The 18492-nt window shown below is 74.6% G+C and carries 21 protein-coding genes and 1 other RNA gene; 11 read left to right on the top strand and 11 right to left on the bottom strand.

The window, feature by feature from the left end; all coding sequences use genetic code 11:
• Positions 1 to 96: 96 nt before the first annotated feature.
• Entirely contained in the window at positions 97 to 543 is a 447-nt protein-coding gene (locus ACGFZP_RS01555) for a DUF3995 domain-containing protein (protein ID WP_392927453.1), read from the bottom strand.
• Between the two features lie 114 nt (positions 544 to 657).
• On the opposite strand from ACGFZP_RS01555, the gene ACGFZP_RS01560 reads away from it, so the two are divergent.
• The 5 genes from ACGFZP_RS01560 to rnpB all read left to right on the top strand — a co-directional run bounded on the left by ACGFZP_RS01560 (position 658) and on the right by rnpB (position 4885).
• Positions 658 to 993: a hypothetical protein gene (locus ACGFZP_RS01560; RefSeq protein ID WP_392927454.1), complete on the top strand. Its 336-nt coding sequence runs from the start codon at positions 658 to 660 to the stop codon at positions 991 to 993.
• Positions 990 to 1406 carry a type II toxin-antitoxin system death-on-curing family toxin gene (locus ACGFZP_RS01565; RefSeq protein WP_392927456.1) on the top strand — a complete coding sequence of 139 codons (417 nt, stop codon included), beginning with the start codon at positions 990 to 992 and terminating at the stop codon, positions 1404 to 1406. The genes ACGFZP_RS01560 and ACGFZP_RS01565 overlap by 4 nt, the downstream gene beginning before the upstream one ends.
• A gap of 94 nt (positions 1407 to 1500) precedes the next feature.
• Positions 1501 to 2958 (top strand): RNB domain-containing ribonuclease, encoded by a 1458-nt coding sequence (locus ACGFZP_RS01570; protein WP_392927458.1) that lies wholly within the window; start codon positions 1501 to 1503, stop codon positions 2956 to 2958.
• A 26-nt stretch (positions 2959 to 2984) separates the two neighbouring features.
• Positions 2985 to 4472 carry an MFS transporter gene (locus ACGFZP_RS01575; RefSeq protein WP_392927460.1) on the top strand — a complete coding sequence of 496 codons (1488 nt, stop codon included), beginning with the start codon at positions 2985 to 2987 and terminating at the stop codon, positions 4470 to 4472.
• 13 nt (positions 4473 to 4485) lie between these two features.
• An RNA gene (gene rnpB, locus ACGFZP_RS01580) (RNase P RNA component class A) lies at positions 4486 to 4885 on the top strand.
• 21 nt (positions 4886 to 4906) lie between these two features.
• Here the strand turns inward: rnpB and ACGFZP_RS01585 are convergent.
• The 3 genes from ACGFZP_RS01585 to ACGFZP_RS01595 form a co-directional block, all read right to left on the bottom strand.
• Positions 4907 to 5164: a Prokaryotic metallothionein gene (locus ACGFZP_RS01585; protein WP_387940175.1), complete on the bottom strand. Its 258-nt coding sequence runs from the start codon at positions 5162 to 5164 to the stop codon at positions 4907 to 4909.
• A gap of 101 nt (positions 5165 to 5265) precedes the next feature.
• Positions 5266 to 5664: an ACT domain-containing protein gene (locus ACGFZP_RS01590; RefSeq protein WP_392927462.1), complete on the bottom strand. Its 399-nt coding sequence runs from the start codon at positions 5662 to 5664 to the stop codon at positions 5266 to 5268.
• Positions 5665 to 5702: 38 nt separating this feature from the next.
• On the bottom strand, positions 5703 to 6200 hold the full coding sequence (locus tag ACGFZP_RS01595; protein ID WP_392927463.1) for a pyridoxamine 5'-phosphate oxidase family protein: 498 nt from the start codon (positions 6198 to 6200) through the stop codon (positions 5703 to 5705).
• Between the two features lie 353 nt (positions 6201 to 6553).
• Between ACGFZP_RS01595 and ACGFZP_RS01600 the strand changes: the two genes are divergently transcribed.
• Positions 6554 to 7069, top strand: coding sequence for a PadR family transcriptional regulator (locus tag ACGFZP_RS01600; RefSeq protein ID WP_392927465.1), 516 nt, complete (start codon positions 6554 to 6556; stop codon positions 7067 to 7069).
• Positions 7070 to 7105: 36 nt separating this feature from the next.
• Here ACGFZP_RS01600 and ACGFZP_RS01605 read toward each other — a convergent pair whose 3' ends face one another.
• Positions 7106 to 7303, bottom strand: a complete 198-nt coding sequence (locus tag ACGFZP_RS01605; RefSeq protein ID WP_392927468.1) for a hypothetical protein — start codon at positions 7301 to 7303, stop codon at positions 7106 to 7108.
• Positions 7304 to 7328: 25 nt separating this feature from the next.
• Complete coding sequence (locus ACGFZP_RS01610) at positions 7329 to 7559, bottom strand: hypothetical protein (protein WP_392927470.1); 231 nt, start codon at positions 7557 to 7559, stop codon at positions 7329 to 7331.
• Positions 7560 to 7989: 430 nt separating this feature from the next.
• Between ACGFZP_RS01610 and ACGFZP_RS01615 the strand changes: the two genes are divergently transcribed.
• Positions 7990 to 8691, top strand: a complete 702-nt coding sequence (locus ACGFZP_RS01615) for a bifunctional DNA primase/polymerase (protein WP_392927472.1) — start codon at positions 7990 to 7992, stop codon at positions 8689 to 8691.
• A gap of 86 nt (positions 8692 to 8777) precedes the next feature.
• Here ACGFZP_RS01615 and map read toward each other — a convergent pair whose 3' ends face one another.
• The gene (gene map / locus ACGFZP_RS01620; protein ID WP_392927473.1) at positions 8778 to 9623 is read right to left on the bottom strand and encodes a type I methionyl aminopeptidase; all 846 of its coding nucleotides are present in this window, start codon (positions 9621 to 9623) and stop codon (positions 8778 to 8780) included.
• Between the two features lie 142 nt (positions 9624 to 9765).
• On the opposite strand from map, the gene ACGFZP_RS01625 reads away from it, so the two are divergent.
• Positions 9766 to 9996, top strand: coding sequence for a hypothetical protein (locus ACGFZP_RS01625; protein ID WP_392927475.1), 231 nt, complete (start codon positions 9766 to 9768; stop codon positions 9994 to 9996).
• A gap of 111 nt (positions 9997 to 10107) precedes the next feature.
• Here the strand turns inward: ACGFZP_RS01625 and ACGFZP_RS01630 are convergent, their stop codons facing one another.
• From ACGFZP_RS01630 to ACGFZP_RS01640, 3 genes are all read right to left on the bottom strand, one after another.
• Entirely contained in the window at positions 10108 to 10782 is a 675-nt protein-coding gene (locus ACGFZP_RS01630) for a GNAT family N-acetyltransferase (RefSeq protein WP_392927477.1), read from the bottom strand.
• 98 nt (positions 10783 to 10880) lie between these two features.
• Positions 10881 to 12209 (bottom strand): MFS transporter, encoded by a 1329-nt coding sequence (locus ACGFZP_RS01635; protein WP_392927480.1) that lies wholly within the window; start codon positions 12207 to 12209, stop codon positions 10881 to 10883.
• Between the two features lie 84 nt (positions 12210 to 12293).
• Positions 12294 to 12980, bottom strand: coding sequence for a hypothetical protein (locus tag ACGFZP_RS01640; protein ID WP_392927482.1), 687 nt, complete (start codon positions 12978 to 12980; stop codon positions 12294 to 12296).
• Positions 12981 to 13027: 47 nt separating this feature from the next.
• Between ACGFZP_RS01640 and npdG the strand changes: the two genes are divergently transcribed.
• Positions 13028 to 13720: an NADPH-dependent F420 reductase gene (npdG, locus tag ACGFZP_RS01645; protein ID WP_392927484.1), complete on the top strand. Its 693-nt coding sequence runs from the start codon at positions 13028 to 13030 to the stop codon at positions 13718 to 13720.
• A 122-nt stretch (positions 13721 to 13842) separates the two neighbouring features.
• Positions 13843 to 14028 carry a hypothetical protein gene (locus ACGFZP_RS01650; RefSeq protein ID WP_392927485.1) on the top strand — a complete coding sequence of 62 codons (186 nt, stop codon included), beginning with the start codon at positions 13843 to 13845 and terminating at the stop codon, positions 14026 to 14028.
• 51 nt (positions 14029 to 14079) lie between these two features.
• Here the strand turns inward: ACGFZP_RS01650 and ACGFZP_RS01655 are convergent, their stop codons facing one another.
• On the bottom strand, positions 14080 to 14895 hold the full coding sequence (locus ACGFZP_RS01655) for a site-2 protease family protein (protein WP_392927487.1): 816 nt from the start codon (positions 14893 to 14895) through the stop codon (positions 14080 to 14082).
• A gap of 163 nt (positions 14896 to 15058) precedes the next feature.
• Here ACGFZP_RS01655 and ACGFZP_RS01660 point away from each other — a divergent pair, with 163 nt between their 5' ends.
• Positions 15059 to 18490 carry an ATP-binding protein gene (locus tag ACGFZP_RS01660; protein ID WP_392927489.1) on the top strand — a complete coding sequence of 1144 codons (3432 nt, stop codon included), beginning with the start codon at positions 15059 to 15061 and terminating at the stop codon, positions 18488 to 18490.
• Positions 18491 to 18492 lie beyond the last annotated feature (2 nt).

Genomic DNA, 18492 nt, shown 5'->3' on the forward strand with positions numbered 1-18492 from the left:
GACTCCTCAACATTTTGTGCGGACGAACCCCGCCACCCTACGCAACCCGACCGGACCGCCGGTAACCCCGCCGCCCCCGCTACGCGTCCGCCCCCGCTACGCGTCCGCGCCCCGGCCGGCCGCCGCGACCACGGCCGCCCCGGCGCCGAGCGCCAGGCAGAGCGGCGAGTAGTACCGCGCGTTCAGCCGCTTGAACCGCTCCGTCCGCTCGGTCAGCCCGCCGAACAGCAGCGGCCCGGCCGCCCCGCGTGCCAGCAGCACCCCCGCCACCGTCCGGACGCCCGCCCGGCGCACCCGCTTCGCCCCGGCCGCCGGCAGCACCCCGGCCTCCGCGCCCACCAGGTACGCGGCCGTCCCCAGCAGTCCCGCCACCGCGAGGCAGGCCGCCACCGGAGGCACCGTGTCGCCGGTCCCGATCACCGTGTCCGCGAACTCCTCCGGTGTCCGCGCCGGCCACGGCGTCACCGTCCACACCGCGTGCAGCGCCCCCGTCGCCGCCAGCACCCCGGCCACCGCTGCCCCCGTCACGCGTACCGCACCCATCGGCGAGCCCCCTTCGCATCCGATACCTGGGACCACCCTAGGAGGCCTTACACGGAAACCACTGGGCCCCCGGCTGCCCCCCGGCCTACGGTGGCACCGAAGGAGAGTGACGAGATGACCATGCGCCCCCTGGACCTGGTACCCGGCGACGACGACGCGGTGGAGGAGTCCCTGCCCGTCCGACTGCCCGCCGACCTGCCGCCGCAGACCCGGCAGGCGCTGGAGTTCGCCCTCCGGGCGGCGGCCCAGGCGGTGCTGGCCGGCCGGGTGCGGGTGACCGGGGCGACCGACCCGGACAGCGCGGAGCTGGCCTTCGACGTACGCCGGTCCGAGGTGCCCGAGGCGCTGGCCGAGCAGCCGGCACCCGGCCGGGCGGAGCGCCGGGCCGCCATGGTCGACCGGATCCGGGCGGCCAACGCGGAGACGCTGGAGAGGCTGAAGGAGCTGTGACCGCGCCGGGGGGAGCGAACGCCGTCGAGTACCTCGACCTGGAGGACGTCAGCTACCTCGCGGGCGGTCCGGAGAACATCCGCGACCTCGGCGCACTGCTCTCGGCCCTCGGGCGCCCGCAGGCGACCCTCTTCGGCCGGGACGCCTACCCCGACCTCTGGACCAAGGCGGCCGCACTCGGCCAGAGCCTCGCCCGCAACCACCCGCTGATCGACCGGAACAAGCGCACCGCCTTCGAGGCGATGCTGCTCTTCCTCGACTACAACGCCCAGCCGTACACCGACCCGCACCCGGACGACGCCGTCGCCTTCATGCTCCGCCTGGCCACCGGCGGCTACGACGACGCCGTCGCCCTGGCCGCCAAGGACCTCAGATCCCTCCTCGGCGCCGAACCCGGCCGGACCGGGGCCTGACCCCGGCCTGCCGCGCCCCGGGCGAACCCGGGCGGAGGTCGGCGCGCCCGCTGACCTCCGCCCGGAATCACCCGATTCGCCCTACGCTGCCTCCATGCCACGCCGAAAACTGCGGGTCAAGGCCGCCGACTCCGCCCGGATCAACGCCGAACTGGCCGACCTGCGCTCCCGCCTGGAGATCCGCACCGAGTGGCCGGAGGCCGTGCTGGCGGAGGCCGAGCGGGCCGCCGGGTCGCCGCGCCTGCCGGAGTACGACGCGACCGAGCTCCCGCTCTTCACCGTCGACCCGCCCGGCTCCCGCGACCTCGACCAGGCCATGCACCTCGCGCACCGCCCCGGCGGCGGCTACCGGGTGCACTACGCGATCGCCGACGTAGCCGCCTTCGTCCGCCCCGGCGGGGAGATCGACGCCGAGGCCCGCCGCCGCGTCGAGACCCTCTACTTCCCCGACCGCCGCGTCCCGCTGCACCCCGCCCGGCTCTCCGAGGACGCCGCCAGCCTGCTGCCGGGGGAGACCCGCCCCGCCCTGCTCTGGCAGCTCGACCTCGACGCCGACGGCGCCGTCGTCCTCGCCGACCTGCGCCGCGCCCTGGTCCGCTCGCACCGCCGGCTCGACTACACCGAGGTCGAGCGCGCCGTGGAGGCCGGCGGCGCCGACGAACCGCTCGCGCTGCTCGCCACCGTCGGGCGGCTGCGCGAGGAGCAGGAGCGCGCCCGCGGCGGGATCAGCCTGCCCGTCCCCGAGCAGGAGATCGAGGAGACCCCGCGCGGCTACGTCCTCGGCTACCGCGCACCCGGCCCCGCCGACGGCTGGAACGCACAGATCTCCCTGCTCACCGGCATGTGCGCGGCCGAGCTGATGCTGGACGCCGGCGTCGGCCTGCTGCGCACCCTGCCCGCCGCCCCCGCCGCCGCGTACCAGCGGCTGCGCCGGGTCGCCGCCGCGCTCGACGTCGACTGGCCGGACGCCCTCCCCTACCCGGAGCTGATCCGCTCCCTCGATCCCGGCGTCCCGCTGCACGCGGCCTTCCTCAACGAGTGCACCGGGCTGCTGCGCGGCGCCGGCTACCAGGCCTTCGACGAGACCCAGGACCTGCCCGCCCCCGCCGACCCCGGGCACGCCGCGCTCGCCGCCCCGTACGCGCACTGCACCGCGCCGCTGCGCCGCCTCGCCGACCGCTTCGCCCAGGAGGTCTGCGCCGCCGTCGCCGCAGGCGAGGACGTCCCGGACTGGGCCCGGGAGGCGCTGCCGACCGTACCCGCGCTGATGGCGGGCGGTGACCGCCGCGCGGCCGAGGTCGAGCGGGCCTGCGTGGACCTGGTCGAGGCGGAGCTGCTGGTCGGCCGGGAGGGCGAGGACTTCACCGCGGTGGTCGTCGACGTGGACGAGAAGCGCCCCGCCTACGGCACCGTCCAGCTGCGCGAACCCGCCGTCCGGGCCCGCTGCGACGGGGAGCGCGACCATCCGGGCCTGCCGCTCGGCGAGGAGATCCTGGTCCGGCTGACGACGGCCGACCCCGCCACCCGTACGGTCCGCTTCGCACCGGCCTGAGCCCGGCCCCGTGCGAGGATCGGACCGTGCCCGACCCCACACTCCCCGCAGCGGCCGACCGGCGCCGCCGACTGCTGATCCTGGCGATCTGCTGCCTCAGCCTGTTCATCGTCGGCCTCGACAACACCGTGGTGAACGTCGCCCTCCCGGCGATCCAGAAGGACCTCGACGCCCCGGCCTCCGGGCTCCAGTGGATCATCGACGCCTACACCCTGGTGCTGGCCTCGCTGCTGATGCTGTTCGGCTCGGTGGCCGACCGTTTCGGGCGCCGCCGGGTGTTCCAGGCCGGGCTGCTGCTCTTCGTGCTCGGCTCGCTGCTCTGCAGCCTGGCGACCACCCTGGAGTGGCTGGTGGTGTTCCGCGCGGTGCAGGCCGTCGGCGGCTCGATGCTCAACCCGGTGGCGATGTCGATCATCACCAACACCTTCACCGAGCCCCGGGAGCGGGCCCAGGCGATCGGCGTCTGGGGCGGGGTGGTCGGCATCTCGATGGCGCTCGGCCCGCTGCTCGGCGGCTTCCTGGTGGACGGCGCGGGCTGGCCGTCGATCTTCCTGATCAACGTCCCGATCGGGCTGGTCGCCTGCCTGCTGACGGCCCGGTACGTCCCCGAGTCGCGCGCGCCCCGGCCGCGCCGGCTGGACCCGGTCGGGCAGCTGCTGATGGTGGTGCTGCTCGGGAGCGGTACCGCCGCGATCATCGAGGGCCCCGAGCACGGCTGGACCTCCCCGCTGATCCTCACCCTCGCCGCGGCCGCGCTGGCGGCGCTGGTGGCCTTCCCGCTCTGGGAGCGGCGGGTGGCCGAGCCGCTGGTGGACCCGCGCTTCTTCGGCAGTGTGCCGTTCACCGGCGCCACCGTGACGGCGGTCTGCGCGTTCGCCGCGCTCGGCGGCTTCCTCTTCCTCAACACCCTCTACCTGCAGGACGTCCGGGACTACAGCCCGGTCGAGGCCGGCCTGTGGACCCTGCCGATGGCCGGGATGATGCTGGTCTGCGCCCCGCTGTCCGGCCGGATCGTCGGCGTCCGGGGCCCGCGCGGCCCGCTGGTCGCGGCCGGTCTCGGACTCGCCGCCAGCGGGCTGCTGCTCACCCGGCTGACCGCGGACTCCCCGCCCGCCCTGCTGCTGGCCGCGTACGCGCTGTTCGGCTTCGGCTTCGGCATGGTCAACGCCCCGATCACCAACGCCGCCGTCTCCGGCATGCCGCGCGCCCAGGCGGGCGTGGCCGCCGCGGTCGCCTCCACCAGCCGCCAGGTCGGCCAGTCGCTCGGCGTCGCCGTGATCGGCACCGTGGTCACCTCGGCGGTCGTCGGCCCGGTCGCGAGCGGCTTCGCCCCGGCCAGCCGGTCCGGCTGGTGGATCGTGGTCGGCCTCGGCGGCGTGATCCTCACCCTGGGCCTGGTCACCACCACCACCTGGGCCGTCGGCACCGCCGCCCGGGTGGCGGCCCGCTTCGGCTCCGAAGCGCCCGCGCCCCGGCCCGGCGTACGGGAGGCCCCGCCCGAGCGGCTACCATGACCACTACGGCGGAAGAGTCGGCCGGGCGGTCGCGACGGGTCCTCACGGGCCCGCCGAGGAACGTCCGGGCTCCACAGAGCAGGGTGGTGGGTAACGCCCACCCGGGGTGACCCGCGGGACAGTGCCACAGAAAACAGACCGCCCGCCGCTTCGGCGACGGGTAAGGGTGAAACGGTGGTGTAAGAGACCACCAGCGACCGGGGTGACCCGGCCGGCTAGGTAAACCCCACCTGGAGCAAGGTCAAGATCGGTGCCCTCGGGCACCGTGCGCGGATGACCGAGGGCTGCTCGCCCGAGTCCGCGGGTAGACCGCACGAGGCTGTCGGCAACGGCAGCCCTAGATGGATGGCCGCCTCCCCGGCCCGCGCAAGCGGACCAGGAGACAGAACCCGGCGTACAGGCCGACTCTTCCGCCCCCTCTCACCCCCGGCCGGTCAGGCCGGGTGGGCGCCCACCGCGTCGCGGATCTGGTCGCCGAGGCCGCCGTTGAGGCGGGCGCAGTTGGCGCAGCAGAAGAAGCGGCCGGAGACCTCGACGCCGTGGCCGACGATCCGGACCTGGCACTGCTCGCAGCGCGGCGCGAGCTTCTCCATCGCGCACTCGAAGCTGTCGAAGGTGTACGTGTCGCCGGTGATGGTCTTGATCTCGAAGGCCAGCCAGTAGTCGTTGTGACAGACGTCGCAGACCGCCATGGGGCCGTCTCCCTTTCGGTGGGGGCTGACCGACCGGGGTGGGCGCTCAGTGCTTCCCAGTGTCGGAGCCGTCGGGGGGAGCGGCCACTCGGTGCACCCGGTCAGGCGGACCGGGTCGACAGCCCGGCCAGGGCGTGGAGTGCCCGGTCGGCGTCGTCGGCGCCGACGAACAGGTGGTCGTGGTGGAAGCCGGCCACGACGTTGCAGCTGATGCCCTCCTCCGCGAGCCGGGTCGCCACGGCGGCGGTCAGGCCGACGGCCTCCAGCGCCGAGTGGATCTGCAGGGTGATCCAGGCGGCCACGTACTCGTAGCGCAGGCCGAGCGCGTCCGCCTCCTCCTGTGCCACCACCACCGTCACCCCCTCGGGTTCGGCGACCGTCACCACCGGTCGCATCCCGGCGGGCACCTTCGCGGGGAGGGTGCAGTACACGTACCTCCCCGGGTTGAGCGCCGGGCGCATGTTGCTCAGCAGGGTCGCAAGGTCTCGTTCACCGGCCATGCCCGCCACCGTAGCGGCTGGGTCCGGATCCGGCGGGTTCAGGCGCCGCCGCGCTCGGCGCGTCGGCGGACCAGCTCCTCGACCGCGCTGGGGAGGGTCGTCTCGAAGTCGATCAGCTTCGCCCAGGTCGGGGTGACGACGATCCGCACCATGCCGTCGTAGAGCGAGCGGATCTCGGCCTCCCAGGTGACCCGCTGCTCGGGCGTCATGGTGTAGGCGCCGTTGGCGTGGAGGAACTCGTCCGGGATCCCCTCGACCTCGTCCAGCTCGGCCCGGCCGCGGATGAGCAGGATCTTCGGCGGGTGCACCTCGGTGTCGATCGTCAGGGCGACCGCCGGGCGCTGGCGCAGGGCCGAGAGCTTCGGGGCGTACTTCGGCGTGCACATCACGACCTCGGAGCCGTTCAAGAGGAAGCCGATCGGAACGGCCCGGGGTGTGCCGTCCTTGGCGACGTAGGCCAGCCGGGTCAGGTCGCGGGCCAGCAGCTCCCGGCTGATCGGACGGTTCAGGACCTCGGTGATCTCGCTCGACTGCATGGTCGGCCCGCCTTCCGTCGGTCGTCCACCGGTCCCCTCCAGCTTAGGGAGCCCCCACCGGAGGCGAGCGGGCCGGTGTATCGGTAGGCGTTGACGGGCGACAGTCACCGATATATCGTCGAGGTATCGAGACAGTGACGTGACTGTCCGAACGAGCACGCTGGCGGACATGCGGGCGAAGACGGCAGGAGGTGGGCGCGATGCGCTCGACCAGGCGATTTCGAGAGGAGGGCCCGCGCGGCGGAAGGCGTCGTGGGACGGGTCCGGAGTTCGGGGGGATCCCCGGAGAGGGGTTTGCGAGCCGGGGGGCGTTCGGGGCCTTCGGGCCGCCGTTCGGGCCGCCCGGGCGGCCGATGGGCGGGCCGTTCGGCCAGGGCTTCGGCGGGCACGGCGGGCGCGGGCACGGTCCGCGCGGCCGGCGCGGCGGGCGGGCTCGGCGCGGGGACGTGCGGGCGTCGCTGCTGGCGCTGCTCAAGGAGCGGCCGATGCACGGCTACGAGATGATCGCGGAGATCACCGAGCGGACCGGCGGGGCCTGGCGGCCCAGTCCGGGCTCGATCTACCCGAACCTCCAACTGCTGGAGGAGGAGGGTCTGATCACCGCCGAGGAGGTGGGCGGCAAGCGGCTGAACTCGCTGACCGAGGCCGGTCGGGCGGTGGCCGAGGCCGGGGACGCCGAGCCGTGGGCGGAGGCCGGCCGGGAGGTCGACTGGGAGGCCGTCCAGGAGGTCGGCCAGGCGCTCGGCGCGGTCGACCAGGCGATCCGGCAGGTCATGACGACGGGCACCGAGGCGCAGCGCGCCAAGGGCCTGGCCATCCTCAACGAGGCGCGGAAGAAGCTCTACCTGGTCCTCGCCGAGGATGACTGACCGGCCAGGGGGGCCTGGAACGGGCGGTGCGGCTGCTCAGGGGCGGATGGCGAACAGCGTCACGCAGGCGAGCAGCAGCACCGCCCAGCCGAACCAGAGCCAGCCGTTGGCGCCGAGCGCCGCGCTGTAGACGCTGATCACCACGAGCAGTCCGGCGGTGACCGCGGCCACCTGCCGGTTGTGGTGCGCCACGGCCTGCGGCCGCGTCCTGGGGTGCCGTGCGGTCCTGGCCATCGCGGTCCTCCCGGGGGAGCGACCGTCACCCGGAGGCGCGGGCGGTGGCCGCCTCGTCGTACTCGTAGTGCCAGTACCAGCGGAGGCCCCGCTGCTGCTTGGCCCGGACGTACACCAGTGTGCGCGCCGCGACGTCCCCGTGCGCGGGGACCGGCACCTTGTAGGTCTTCGGTACGCCGTACATGGGCCCCAGCGGGATCGGCAGGATCCGGCCGTCCAGGGGGCCGCCGACGAATTCGGTGTCCGCGCTCTTCACCCCACCAGGGTCTCACCCCGGGGCGGCCGGCCGACCGCCGAGGTCGCGACCGGGGACCGCGAGGGGGAGGCCCTGTGAGGACCGGGTGCCGGGAGTGTGACCGGAGAGGCACCGCCCCCGGTCATCCGAAGGCGCCGCGCACCCTTATCCTTCCTGTTACGCCCTCGGGGTTCACCCGGGTCAGCGGGCCCGTACGGGCCGGGCGAGGCGCATGTCGCCGCGCCCGCCGAGCCGCATCCTGCGTGCTGCCGCGACTCCGTACCGTGACCCCGGCGTCGGCCGTCCGGCAACCCCGGCTCCGGTCGGCAGGGCGCGGACCGCAGGGCCGAGCAGCACCCCGGGAAGCAGCGGGGGGCGCTGTGCGTTGCGTCGGAGTGGTACGTCGAATGCTGTGTCACACCAGGCACGGCAGTGCGCGGAGAGGGGCCCGATGGAATCCGGCAGTAGGTGGACGACCTGGTGGCAGAAGCGTGACCGCCAGCGGGCCCGGTCGGCGGATACGGACAGTCCGGCCGCCCGACTCGATCAGCTGCTGGGCGCCGTCCGCGCCGGCTTCCCGCTCGCGCCCGCGGCCCATCCGGCCGGCTACCGGTGTTCCTGTGACCGGGTCGCGTGTCCGGCCCCCGCCCAGCACCCGGTCTCCTTCGCCTGGCAGAGCCAGGCCACCACCGACCCCGAGCAGGTCGCCCGCTGGCTCTCCCGGGATCCGCGGGCCAACTTCATCACCGCCACCGGGCGCGCCCACGACGTGCTGGACGTGCCCGCCGAGGCGGGCCGGCTGGCCCTGGCGCGGCTCACCGCGCTGGGCGTCGAGGGCCCGGTGGCCGCGGTCGGCGAGGACCGCTACCTCTTCTTCACCGCCACCCGGGGCACCCCGGTGGACGAGGACGAGTGGTGGCCGAGTGCGCTGGACTCCACCCCGGACACCATGTCCGAGCACCCCGGGCTGCGCTGGCACTGCCGGGGCTCGTACACCCTGCTGCCGCCGGCCGCGCTGCCGGACGGCTCCGAGGTGCGCTGGCTGAGCGGGCCCGAGCAGCCGCTGCCGGACCCGCTGCGCGTGCTGGACGTGCTGACCGACGCCTGTACCGAGGTGGGCGCGGTCGCCGAGGAGCAGTGGCTGATCGGCTGACGCGCTGACCGGCTGACCCTGTTGACCGGGCGACCCCGCTGGCCGCGCCGGTGCGGCCGCCGGGCCGGGCCCGGCGGCCGTGGCCGTTACGGCAGGGTGAGGACCTCCGCGCCGTCGGCGGTCACCACGAGGGTGTGCTCGAACTGCGCGGTGCGCTTGCGGTCCTTGGTGACGACCGTCCAGCCGTCCGCCCAGATCTCGTAGTCGTAGGTGCCCAGGGTCAGCATCGGCTCGATGGTGAAGGTCATCCCGGGCTTGATCACCTCGGTGGCCCGCTCGCTGTCGTAGTGCGGGATGATCAGGCCGGAGTGGAACGACGTGTTGATGCCGTGTCCGGTGAAGTCCCGCACCACGCCGTAGCCGAAGCGCTTGGCGTAGGACTCGATGACCCGGCCGATCACATTGACCTGCCGGCCCGGCTTGACCGCCTTGATCGCCCGGTTCAGCGACTCCCGGGTGCGCTCCACCAGCAGCCTGGACTCCTCGTCCACGTCGCCGCACAGGTAGGTGGCGTTGAGGTCGCCGTGCACCCCGTGGATGTAGGCGGTGGCGTCGATGTTGACGATGTCGCCGTCCTGGAGCACGGTCGAGTCCGGGATCCCGTGGCAGATCACCTCGTTGATGGAGGTGCAGACCGACTTCGGGAAGCCGCGGTAGCCGAGGTCCGACGGGTACGCGTCGTGGTCGCACATGTACTCGTGCGCGACGGCGTCCAGCGCATCGGTGGTGACGCCGGGCGCGATCAGCTTCGCGGCCTCCTCCATCGCCTGGGCGGCGATCCGGCTCGCGATCCGCATCTTCTCGATCGTCTCGGCGGTCTGGACCTCGGGCCCGGTGTACGGCGCCGGTGCGGGCCGGCCGACGTACTCGGGGCGGGCGATGTGCGCCGGGACCTTGCGGGTGGGGGACTGGATGCCGGGTACGAGAGCCATGGCCGCGAGTCTAGAGCGTGTCCGGCGATTCCCGCCGGGCGCACGAACCCACGGCGCCGGCCCGGCCGCCGTGGTGTGCGCGGGGGCCCGGCCGGGGGAATCATCGGTACGAACACGACGACGACCGACGGGAGACAGCACCATGCCCCTGGGATTCCACCGCAAGCCGACCGGCAAGCCCGGTGAGTGGTTCTACTGCATCAAGCACGCCAAGGTCGAGGAGGGGCCGGAGTGCCCCGCCAAGGACCGCCTCGGCCCCTACGCCAGCCGGGAGGAGGCCGCCCACGCGCTGGCGCTCGCCGACGAGCGCAACCGGGAGTGGCGCAACGACCCGAACTGGAGCGACCGCCCGGCCGGTGGCGATCCGCAGTAGGGTCCGCGGTCGCGGCGGCCCGACCCCCGGGCCCGGGAGCCCGAACGCACCCGCGCCGGCCGGGCCGCCGAGAGGCCGCCAAGAGGCCGCCGAGAGGAAGCCGAGAGGCCGTCAGCGGTCCTGCGGGTCCAGGTACTTCGCGCTGGTCAGCGGCGCGAGCACCTGCCAGCCGAGCGAGGCGTACAGCGCGTGCCCGTCCGGGGTGCCGGCCAGCACGCCGGTCTGGGCCCCCCGCTCGTGCGCGGCGGTCGCCAGCACCCGCATGACCAGGCTGCCGAGGCCCTTGCGGCGGTGGTCGGCGGAGGTCTCGATCTGGTCGACGACGGCGGTCGCACCGCCGACGGCGATCTGGCCGCGGGCCGCCAGCGCGCCGTCGGCGGTGGCGACCATGGTGCGCACGACGTCGCCGCGGACCCAGCTGCGCAGGCGGTAGCCGTCGGGGGCGGTCAGCCGGTGGGCGGGCGCCGGGGTCAGCGGGACGGTCATCAGGTAGCCGGGCTCGTCGTCGATCCACCACTCGGGCCCGAGCCAGGGCGTGATGACCGCCGGCTCCGCGAAGATCTTGAGCCAGGTCCCGCCGGTGCGCACCGAGCCGGCCACCTTGCGCACGTCGGCCTCCCGCACGGCGTCCCCGGTGGCGTCGAAGACGTGGCGGGTGACATGGCCGACGACGCCCACGTCGACGGTGTACCCCCAGGGCTCGACCGTGGGCGGCGCCGCCATCCGCGACGCGATCCACCCGTCGACCCAGCTGCGTACGACGTTCTCCGCCGTGGTCTCCAGCATGGCCACCCCTCCGTTCGACAGACCTGAACAGAGGCGAGAGTAATGGTCCTATTGGCTATTTGTCACTTACTTTCGGAGGGTGGGCCGCCGGGCCGGTGTCAGCCGACGGCCGCCCGCCGTGCCTCGGACCGCTCGTGCTCCGCGCGGACGGCGACCGCGTTCGGGTCGGTCCGGCTGTCGTAGGAGAGCAGGCTGGGCAGGGCGGCGGCCAGGGCGAGGACCCCGACCACGCAGGCCGCGCCGCCGGCCCAGACCGAGGCGCGGACGCCGACCAGGCCGGCCATGCCGCCGGCCCGGACCTGGCCGAGCTGGGGGCCGAGCGAGTAGCTGAGCAGCTCCACGCCGGCCATCCGCCCGCGGACCTCGTCGGGGATGGACTGGTTCCACATGGTGGAGCGGGCGATGCCGCTGATCTGGTCGGCGCCGCCGGCCAGGGCCAGGCAGAACAGGACCAGCCAGACGCTGCCGGACAGCCCGGCGAGGGTCATCGCCGCACCCCAGCCGAGGGCGGCCACCACCAGCATCCGGCCCTGCCGGTGGATGGCGGAGGTCCACCCGCTGGTCGCCGAGACGGCCAGCGCGCCGACCGCGGAGGCGGCGTACATCGGGCCGAGCGCCCAGTCGGCGTGCAGCTCCGAGGCGAGGAAGGGGAAGATCGCCACGGGGAAGGCGAACAGCATCGCGCAGGTGTCGATGGCGTAGGTGCCCAGCAGGTCCTTGCGGCTCCAGGCGTACCGGACCCCGGCGGCGACGGCCCGCAGCGAGGGCTTCTCGGCTCCGGTGGGCGGCGGTACCGCGCGCATCCGGGCGAGCAGCAGCAGCGAGGCGGCGAAGGTCAGCACGTCCAGCGCGTACGCCGTCTGCACTCCGGCGAAGGCTACGATGATCCCGGCCAGGGCCGGGCCGGCCACCGAACCGGCGTTCCGGTACAGGGAGTTGAGCGCGAAGGCGGCGGTCAACTGGTCGTGCGGGACGATCCGCGGGGTGAGCGAGTCCAGCGCCGGGCGCTGCAGGCCGTCGGTGGCGGCGACCAGCGCGGCCACCAGGTAGATCGGCCACAGCACGGGGGTCGGCAGCAGCGCGTTGAGCAGCAGCAGACCGGTGAGCAGACCGAGGCCGGCCTCCGAGAACAGCACCAGCTTGCGGCGGTCCAGCGCGTCGGCGAGGGCGCCGCCCCAGAGGCCGAAGACGACCAGCGGCACCAGTTCGAAGGCGCCGACCAGGCCGACCGCGAAGGACGAGCCGGTCAGCTCCTTGATCTGCATCGGCACGGCCACGTAGGTGAGGAAGCTGCCCAGGCTGGTGACGCACCCGGAGAGCCACAGCAGCCGGAAGTCCCGTGAGGAGTGCCAGGGGGTCAGGTCGGGGCGCAGGGAGCGCAGCAGCGCCCGCGGTCCCCTGGTCGGGGCTGGTTCGGATTCGTTCACGGAGGACCATCCTCGGCGGCCCGCGGCCGCCCCCGCAACGGGTTTTCCGCCGGCCGCCCGCCGGGTGCGGCCCCGGCCGCCCGCCTACCAGCGGCTGATCGCCGGCCCCGCGGTGAGCCGTCCGGCGAGGTCGGCCAGCCGGTTGATCGCGGAGCGGCGCCCCGGTGCCCGCCCGGCGGCGGCGCTCACCAGGTGCTGGGCGAGGTCGAACGGCTCCTCCTCCGCGGTGCCGACGGCCAGCCGCTCGTGCGCGAGCCCCGCGAGGTCGCCGGAGCCGGAGCCGGAGCCGGAGCCGGGGCCGAAGCCGGAGCCGGAGCCGGGCCGGCCACCAGAACCGGGCCCGCCGCCGAAGCCGTCCCCGGTGCCGCCGCCGTCCACGGCGAGCACCGTGGCGCCGGACCGGCGGGCGTCCTGCACCCGCTCCAGCAGCGCCTCCCCGGCCGCCGCCGGGGCCACCACCAGCACGGTCGCCCCGCGCCCGGCCCCGCTCAGCCGCCGCAGCCCCTGCGCCAGGTGCTCCGGGGCCTGCTCGGGCACCCGGTGCCGCAGCAGGGTGGGGGCCAGCCGCGGGACGTCCGACCAGGCCGCCTCGTCCTCCAGATGGGCGGCCAGGTGCCAGGGCTCGTACGCCTCGGTGCCCACCAGCAGCAGGCCGCCCGCGCCCCGCCGGGTGACCGAGTGCCGCAGCGCGCCGGCGAAGCCGCCGACCGCCTCCAACCAGCCCGTGCCCGCCAGGTGCTCACGGAGTGCCGAAACTCTCACCGCGTCCATGCGCCCCAGAATGTCGCGCCGGGGCGGCAGTTTGGCAGGATCGGCCCATGACTTCCCTCGAATCAGCGACAAACCCGGCCCACGAGCTGCCGGACGTCTCGCAGCTCGTGGTCGGTGTCCTCGGCGGCACCGGAGACCAGGGGCGCGGGCTGGCCTACCGACTGGCCAAGGCCGGCCAGCAGGTGATCATCGGTTCGCGCGACGCGGCCCGCGCCGAGGCCTCGGCGGCCCAGCTCGGCCTCGGCGTGCGCGGCGCCGACAACGCGGCCACCGCGCGGGACAGCGACATCGTGATCGTCGCGGTGCCGTGGGACGGGCACGCCGCCACGCTCTCCGCCCTGCGCGAGGAGCTGGCCGGCAAGATCGTGGTGGACTGCGTCAACCCGCTGGGCTTCGACAAGCAGGGCGCGTACGCGCTGGTACCGGAGGAGGGCAGTGCCGCCCAGCAGGCGGCCGCCCTGCTGCCGGACTCCCGGGTCACCGCCGCCTTCCACCACCTGTCGGCGGTGCTGCTCCAGGACGAGTCCGTCGAGTCGATCGACACCGACGTCATGGTGCTCGGCGAGGAGCGCGCCGCCACCGACGTCGTCCAGGCGCTGGCCGGGCGGATCCCCGGGATGCGCGGCATCTTCGCGGGCCGGCTGCGCAACGCCCACCAGGTGGAGTCGCTGGTCGCCAACCTGATCTCGGTCAACCGCCGCTACAAGGCGCACGCGGGTCTGCGGATCACGGACGTCTGACCGGCCCGCGCGGCCCACGCCCACCGGCCCGCGGACGCGCCGACCTCACCCCTGGACCCGGTCCGGCGGTGAGGTCGGCGACAATGGGGGCCGACCGCACCCGCCCTGAGGAGCCCCCCGCCATGCCCCGCACGTCCCTCTTCGCCCTGATCGTCGTCGTCCTCGCGATGACCGCCGCCGTGGTCGCCCTGGTGCAGGGCGACTGGGTGGGTCTGATCTGGATCCCGCTGGCCGGTGTGGCGAGCAACGTGCTCTGGCTCAACCTGCGCCGCGCCAGGCTGGCGAAGGCCGCCGCCGAGCGAGGCTGAGCGGCGGCCCCGGCCCGGCCGGACCGGGGCCGGCTCTCCCGAAGACGGGCCCTAGCTCTTCCAGAAGGTGAAGAGCTCCCGGCCGAACAGTGCGTACGCCTCGTCGACCCCGAACAGGTCCATCAGGCCGTACACGGTGTCGAAGAAGAACCGGTTCACCTCGGGCTGCCACAGCAGCGCGAAGACCGCCAGCATCCCGTACGGCGCGAACGGCTCGACGGCGCGGCGGGCCCGGTACGACAGCCAGGGCTCGATGATGCCGTAGCCGTCCAGCCCCGGCACCGGGAGCAGGTTCAGCAGGGCCGCGCTGAGCTGCAGCATGCCGAGGAAGCCCAGGGCCAGCGCCAGCGGCGAGACGATCAGCTCCTGGCCGCGCCAGACGGCGTGCACGGACGGGTCGTCCAGCCAGCCCGCGCCGACCGGGATCAGCAGCAGGGCCGCGCAGACCAGGTTCACCAGCGGGCCGGCCGCCGAGATCAGGCTGTGCTTGAGCCGCCCGTTGATCCGGTGCCGCTCGATCCAGACCGAACCGCCGGGCAGGCCGATGCCGCCGAGGATCACGAAGACGATCGGCAGGACGAAGCTGATCAGGATGTTCGCGTACTTGAGCGGGTTGAGCGTCAGGTAGCCCTTGGCCCCGACGGTGAGGTCGCCGCCGTGCAGCGCCGTCCGGGCGTGCGCGTACTCGTGCAGGCAGAGCGAGACCATCCAGCCCGCCACCACGAACAGGAACACCCCGAACGAGGCGTTGCCGTACCCCGCGTACACCGCCCAGCCGGAGGTGGCGAGTATCGCGAGCAGCACCCAGAACACCGGGCTGATCCGGCGGTCCTCGCTGCGCGAGCGCTGCGTTGCGGCGAAGGTCATGAGGTGGGTGCTCCGAGGGGGTCTGGGGTGCGGGCCGGACCGATCATGCCGGGCGGTCCGGCGCTGGGACAAGCCGTCCAGGGTGAACGTACGGCACCCTGGTCCCGTTCCACCCCCGTGCAAATGTGCGTGCGCACCCGCGGGCATCGACCAGAATGGGCAGGTGCACTACGGCATCCTCGGCACCACCACGGCCCATCACGACGACGGAACCCCGGTCCCGCTCGGCGGTGCCCGGCTGCGCGCACTCCTTGCCGCCCTGGTCCTACGGCAGGGGCGGCCGGTGCCGGCCGACCTGTTGGTGGACGAGGTCTGGGACACCGAGCCGCCACAGGACTCCTCGGCCGCGCTGCAGACCCTGGTCGGCCGGCTGCGGCGCACCATCGGCCGCGACGCGGTCGGCTCCGGCCCGGCCGGCTACTGGCTGACCGATCCGCGGACCGACCTCGGCGAGTTCCAGCGGCTCTCCGCCGAGGGCCGCCAGGCGCTGGAGACCGGCGACCACGCGCCGGCCGCCGAGCGGCTGGGACAGGCCCTGGCGCTCTGGCGCGGCCCCGCCCTCGCCGACCTGCCCGACCGCGGTGGGCCGGCCACCCGGCTGGAGGCCCAGCGCGAGGAGGCCCGCCGGCACCGGATCACCGCCGAGCTCGGCCTCGGCCGGGCCGCCGAACTCGTCGCTGAGCTCGCCGAGCTGTGCGAACGGCAGCCGCTGGACGAGCAGTTGCAGTACCTGATGGTCCGGGCGCTGAACGAGAGCGGCCGCACCGCCGAGGCGCTGCGCCACTACGAGCGGACCAGGCGGGCGCTGGCCGACGAGCTCGGCGTCGACCCGGGACGCAGGCTCCAGGAGCTGTACGCGCAGCTGCTGTCCCCGGCCGAGCCGCCGCCGGGCCGGCCGCAGCCCGGGGCGCCGAAACCCGGCGCCGCCCAGCCCGATCCGGCCCGGCCCGCAGTCCCCGCAGGCCCCTCCGCCCCCGCCGGAGCCGCCAAGGCATCGGCGCCCGAGCCGGCCGCCGCCCGGAGCACCGGCAACCTGCGCGGCCGGCTCACCAGCTTCGTCGGCCGGGAGAGCGACCTCGCGGCCCTGCGCAGCACCCTGACCGGCAGCCGGATGGTCACCCTGACCGGCCCGGGCGGCTCCGGCAAGACCAGGCTCTCGGTCGAGGCCGGCCGGGCCGAACAGGGCGCCGGGCGCTGGCCGGACGGCGTCTGGCTGGCCGAGCTCGCCCCGCTGGAGAGCCCGGACGCCGTGCCGGGCGCGGTGGTCTCCGCGCTCGGCCTGCGCGAGACCGTGCTGCATACCGGCGGCATGGTCGCCGAGGTGATAGAGAGCCGCACCGAGGACCCGGTGCGCCGACTGGTCGAGCACTGCGGCCACCGCCGGATGCTGCTCGTCCTGGACAACTGCGAGCACCTGATCCAGGCCGCCGCCGACCTCGCCGACCAGCTGCTCGCCGAGTGCCCGGGCCTGACCGTGCTCGCCACCAGCCGCGAGCCGCTCGGCGTCCCCGGCGAGACGGTCCTGCCGGTCGAGCCGCTGCCCGACCCGGTGGCGCTGCGGTTGCTCGCCGAGCGCGCCGCCGCCGCCCGCCCCGGCTTCGACCCGCGCAGCGAGCCGGAGGCCTGTGCCGAGATCTGCCGTCGGCTGGACGGCCTGCCGCTGGCCATCGAACTGGCCGCCGCCCGGCTGCGGGTGATGACGGCCCGCCAGATCGCCGACCGGCTGGACGACCGCTTCGCGCTGCTCACCGCGGGCAGCCGCACCCTGCTGCCGCGCCAGCAGACCCTGCGCGCGGTGGTCGACTGGAGCTGGGACCTCCTCGGCAAGCGTGAACGGGCCGTACTGCGCCGGCTGTCGGTGTTCGCCGGCGGCTGGCGGCTGGAGGACGCCGAGGCGGTCTGCGCCGACCGCGAGGTGCCCCGCGAGGAGGTCGCCGACCTGCTGCTCTCGCTGGTCGACAAGTCGCTGCTGGTGGCCGACCTCGGCGGCGGGGGCCTGCCGCGCTACCGGATGCTGGAGACCATCCACGAGTACGCCGCCGAGCGGCTGGCCGAGGCCGTCGAGAACGACGGGACCCAGCGCCGGCACGTCGAGCACTTCCGCACCCTGGTGGTGAGCGCCGAGCGGCGCATCCACGGCCCGGAGCAGCTGCACTGGCTGGACGTGCTGGAACGCGAGCAGGACAACATCCGGGCCGCGCTGCGCCGCGTGGTGGACCGCGGCGAGGAGCAGGAGGGGCTGGCCCTCGTACTCGGCATGAGCTGGTACTGGTCGCTGCGCGGCTACAGCCTGGAGGCCCGTGGCTGGTACGACGCGGTGGGGGCGTTCGGCCCCGACCCGTTCGCCCCGGAGGCGGTGGTCGTCCCGCTGGACCGCCCGGTGCTGGCGTACGGCCTGCCGATGCCGGAGGGGGTGGTGGCCGAGGGCCGCCGGGAGATGGCGATGTACCGGCTGGTCGGGCTGTTCGAGGGCAACCTGGAGATCCTGGCCGATCCCGAGGCGGGGCGGCTCGCCCAGCGGATGCTGGCCGTCTACACCCCGGACCTGCCGCAGGCCTACCGGTTCCCGGGGCTGATGCGGGTGTTCGGGGCGTTCGTGGCCGGCCGGCTGGACGAGATGAGGGGCCTGCTGGAGGACGCGGTGGAGGGCTGCCGCCGGCACGGCAGCGGCAACGACCTGGCGTTCATCCTGCAGATCCGGGCCAAGATGATGAACGACTGGCCGGGCGGCACCGAGCAGGGCGTGCGGGACGGCGAGGAGTCGCTGGAGCTGTTCCGCCAGGCCGGCAACCGCTGGGGGATGTCCCAGGCGCTGGCGGCGCGCGGCGAGTCGATGGCCAACCAGGACCTCACCGACGAGGCCGTCGAGTCGTACCAGCGGGCGATCGAGCTGGCCGAGGAGCTGGGCGCCCCGCAGGAGGTGCCGATGCTGCGGGTGCACCTGGGCGGTGCACTGCTCGGCCGCGACATCGACGAGGGCGAGCGGTACATCCGGGAGGCGCTGGCCTCGATCGAGCCGGGGAAGAACCAGGCGTCCAACGGTGCGCTGCTCTTCGGGCACCTGATGCTCTGCGGCCTGCACGCCTACCGCGGCGAGTACGACGAGGCCCTGGAGCAGTTGGACCAGCTGGGCTGGAGCAGGATCGGCGCCTTCGCCCCCGGCCTGGTCGCCGGGATGCTCACCGTCACCCGGGGCTGGGTGATGGCCCGGGCCGGGGATCCCGAGGGCGGGGCCGAGCTGGTCCGGGAGGGGCGGCGGCTGCTGCAGGCCGTCCCGGAGCCCGCGAGCGGTTTCGCCGAGCAGATGTCGGTGATGCTGGTGCCCCCGGTGGCCGGGGTGCTGCGGGCCTTCGCCGAGCGGGACGGCGATCTGGTGGCGGCCCGTCGGGCGGCCGTGCTGCTCGGCGCGCACCAGGGGCTGCACGGCCCGCGGGGCGGCTGGCTGGACCGTACCGAGCGCGAGGAGTCCGAGCGGAGCCTGCGGGCCCTGCTCGGCGAGGAGGCCTTCGAGGCGGCCCGGGCCGAGGGCACCGGGCTGACCATCGGCCAGGCCGGTGTGCTGCTCGACATGGTGGCCGACTGGCAGGCCGGCTGACC

This window comes from Kitasatospora sp. NPDC048239, from assembly GCF_043202015.1.
GTDB lineage: Bacteria > Actinomycetota > Actinomycetes > Streptomycetales > Streptomycetaceae > Kitasatospora.

Excerpts from the sequence above, each read along its gene's own strand:
- ACGFZP_RS01555 (WP_392927453.1), bottom strand. The coding sequence starts at position 543 with ATGGGTGCGGTACGCGTGACGGGGGCAGCGGTGGCCGGGGTGCTGGCG.
- ACGFZP_RS01560 (WP_392927454.1), top strand. The coding sequence starts at position 658 with ATGACCATGCGCCCCCTGGACCTGGTACCCGGCGACGACGACGCGGTG.
- ACGFZP_RS01570 (WP_392927458.1), top strand. The coding sequence starts at position 1,501 with ATGCCACGCCGAAAACTGCGGGTCAAGGCCGCCGACTCCGCCCGGATC.
- ACGFZP_RS01585 (WP_387940175.1), bottom strand. The coding sequence starts at position 5,164 with ATGGCGGTCTGCGACGTCTGTCACAACGACTACTGGCTGGCCTTCGAG.
- ACGFZP_RS01590 (WP_392927462.1), bottom strand. The coding sequence starts at position 5,664 with ATGGCCGGTGAACGAGACCTTGCGACCCTGCTGAGCAACATGCGCCCG.
- ACGFZP_RS01595 (WP_392927463.1), bottom strand. The coding sequence starts at position 6,200 with ATGCAGTCGAGCGAGATCACCGAGGTCCTGAACCGTCCGATCAGCCGG.
- ACGFZP_RS01600 (WP_392927465.1), top strand. The coding sequence starts at position 6,554 with ATGGGCGGGCCGTTCGGCCAGGGCTTCGGCGGGCACGGCGGGCGCGGG.
- ACGFZP_RS01605 (WP_392927468.1), bottom strand. The coding sequence starts at position 7,303 with ATGGCCAGGACCGCACGGCACCCCAGGACGCGGCCGCAGGCCGTGGCG.
- ACGFZP_RS01615 (WP_392927472.1), top strand. The coding sequence starts at position 7,990 with ATGGAATCCGGCAGTAGGTGGACGACCTGGTGGCAGAAGCGTGACCGC.
- map (WP_392927473.1), bottom strand. The coding sequence starts at position 9,623 with ATGGCTCTCGTACCCGGCATCCAGTCCCCCACCCGCAAGGTCCCGGCG.
- ACGFZP_RS01625 (WP_392927475.1), top strand. The coding sequence starts at position 9,766 with ATGCCCCTGGGATTCCACCGCAAGCCGACCGGCAAGCCCGGTGAGTGG.
- ACGFZP_RS01630 (WP_392927477.1), bottom strand. The coding sequence starts at position 10,782 with ATGCTGGAGACCACGGCGGAGAACGTCGTACGCAGCTGGGTCGACGGG.
- ACGFZP_RS01640 (WP_392927482.1), bottom strand. The coding sequence starts at position 12,980 with ATGGACGCGGTGAGAGTTTCGGCACTCCGTGAGCACCTGGCGGGCACG.
- npdG (WP_392927484.1), top strand. The coding sequence starts at position 13,028 with ATGACTTCCCTCGAATCAGCGACAAACCCGGCCCACGAGCTGCCGGAC.
- ACGFZP_RS01650 (WP_392927485.1), top strand. The coding sequence starts at position 13,843 with ATGCCCCGCACGTCCCTCTTCGCCCTGATCGTCGTCGTCCTCGCGATG.
- ACGFZP_RS01655 (WP_392927487.1), bottom strand. The coding sequence starts at position 14,895 with ATGACCTTCGCCGCAACGCAGCGCTCGCGCAGCGAGGACCGCCGGATC.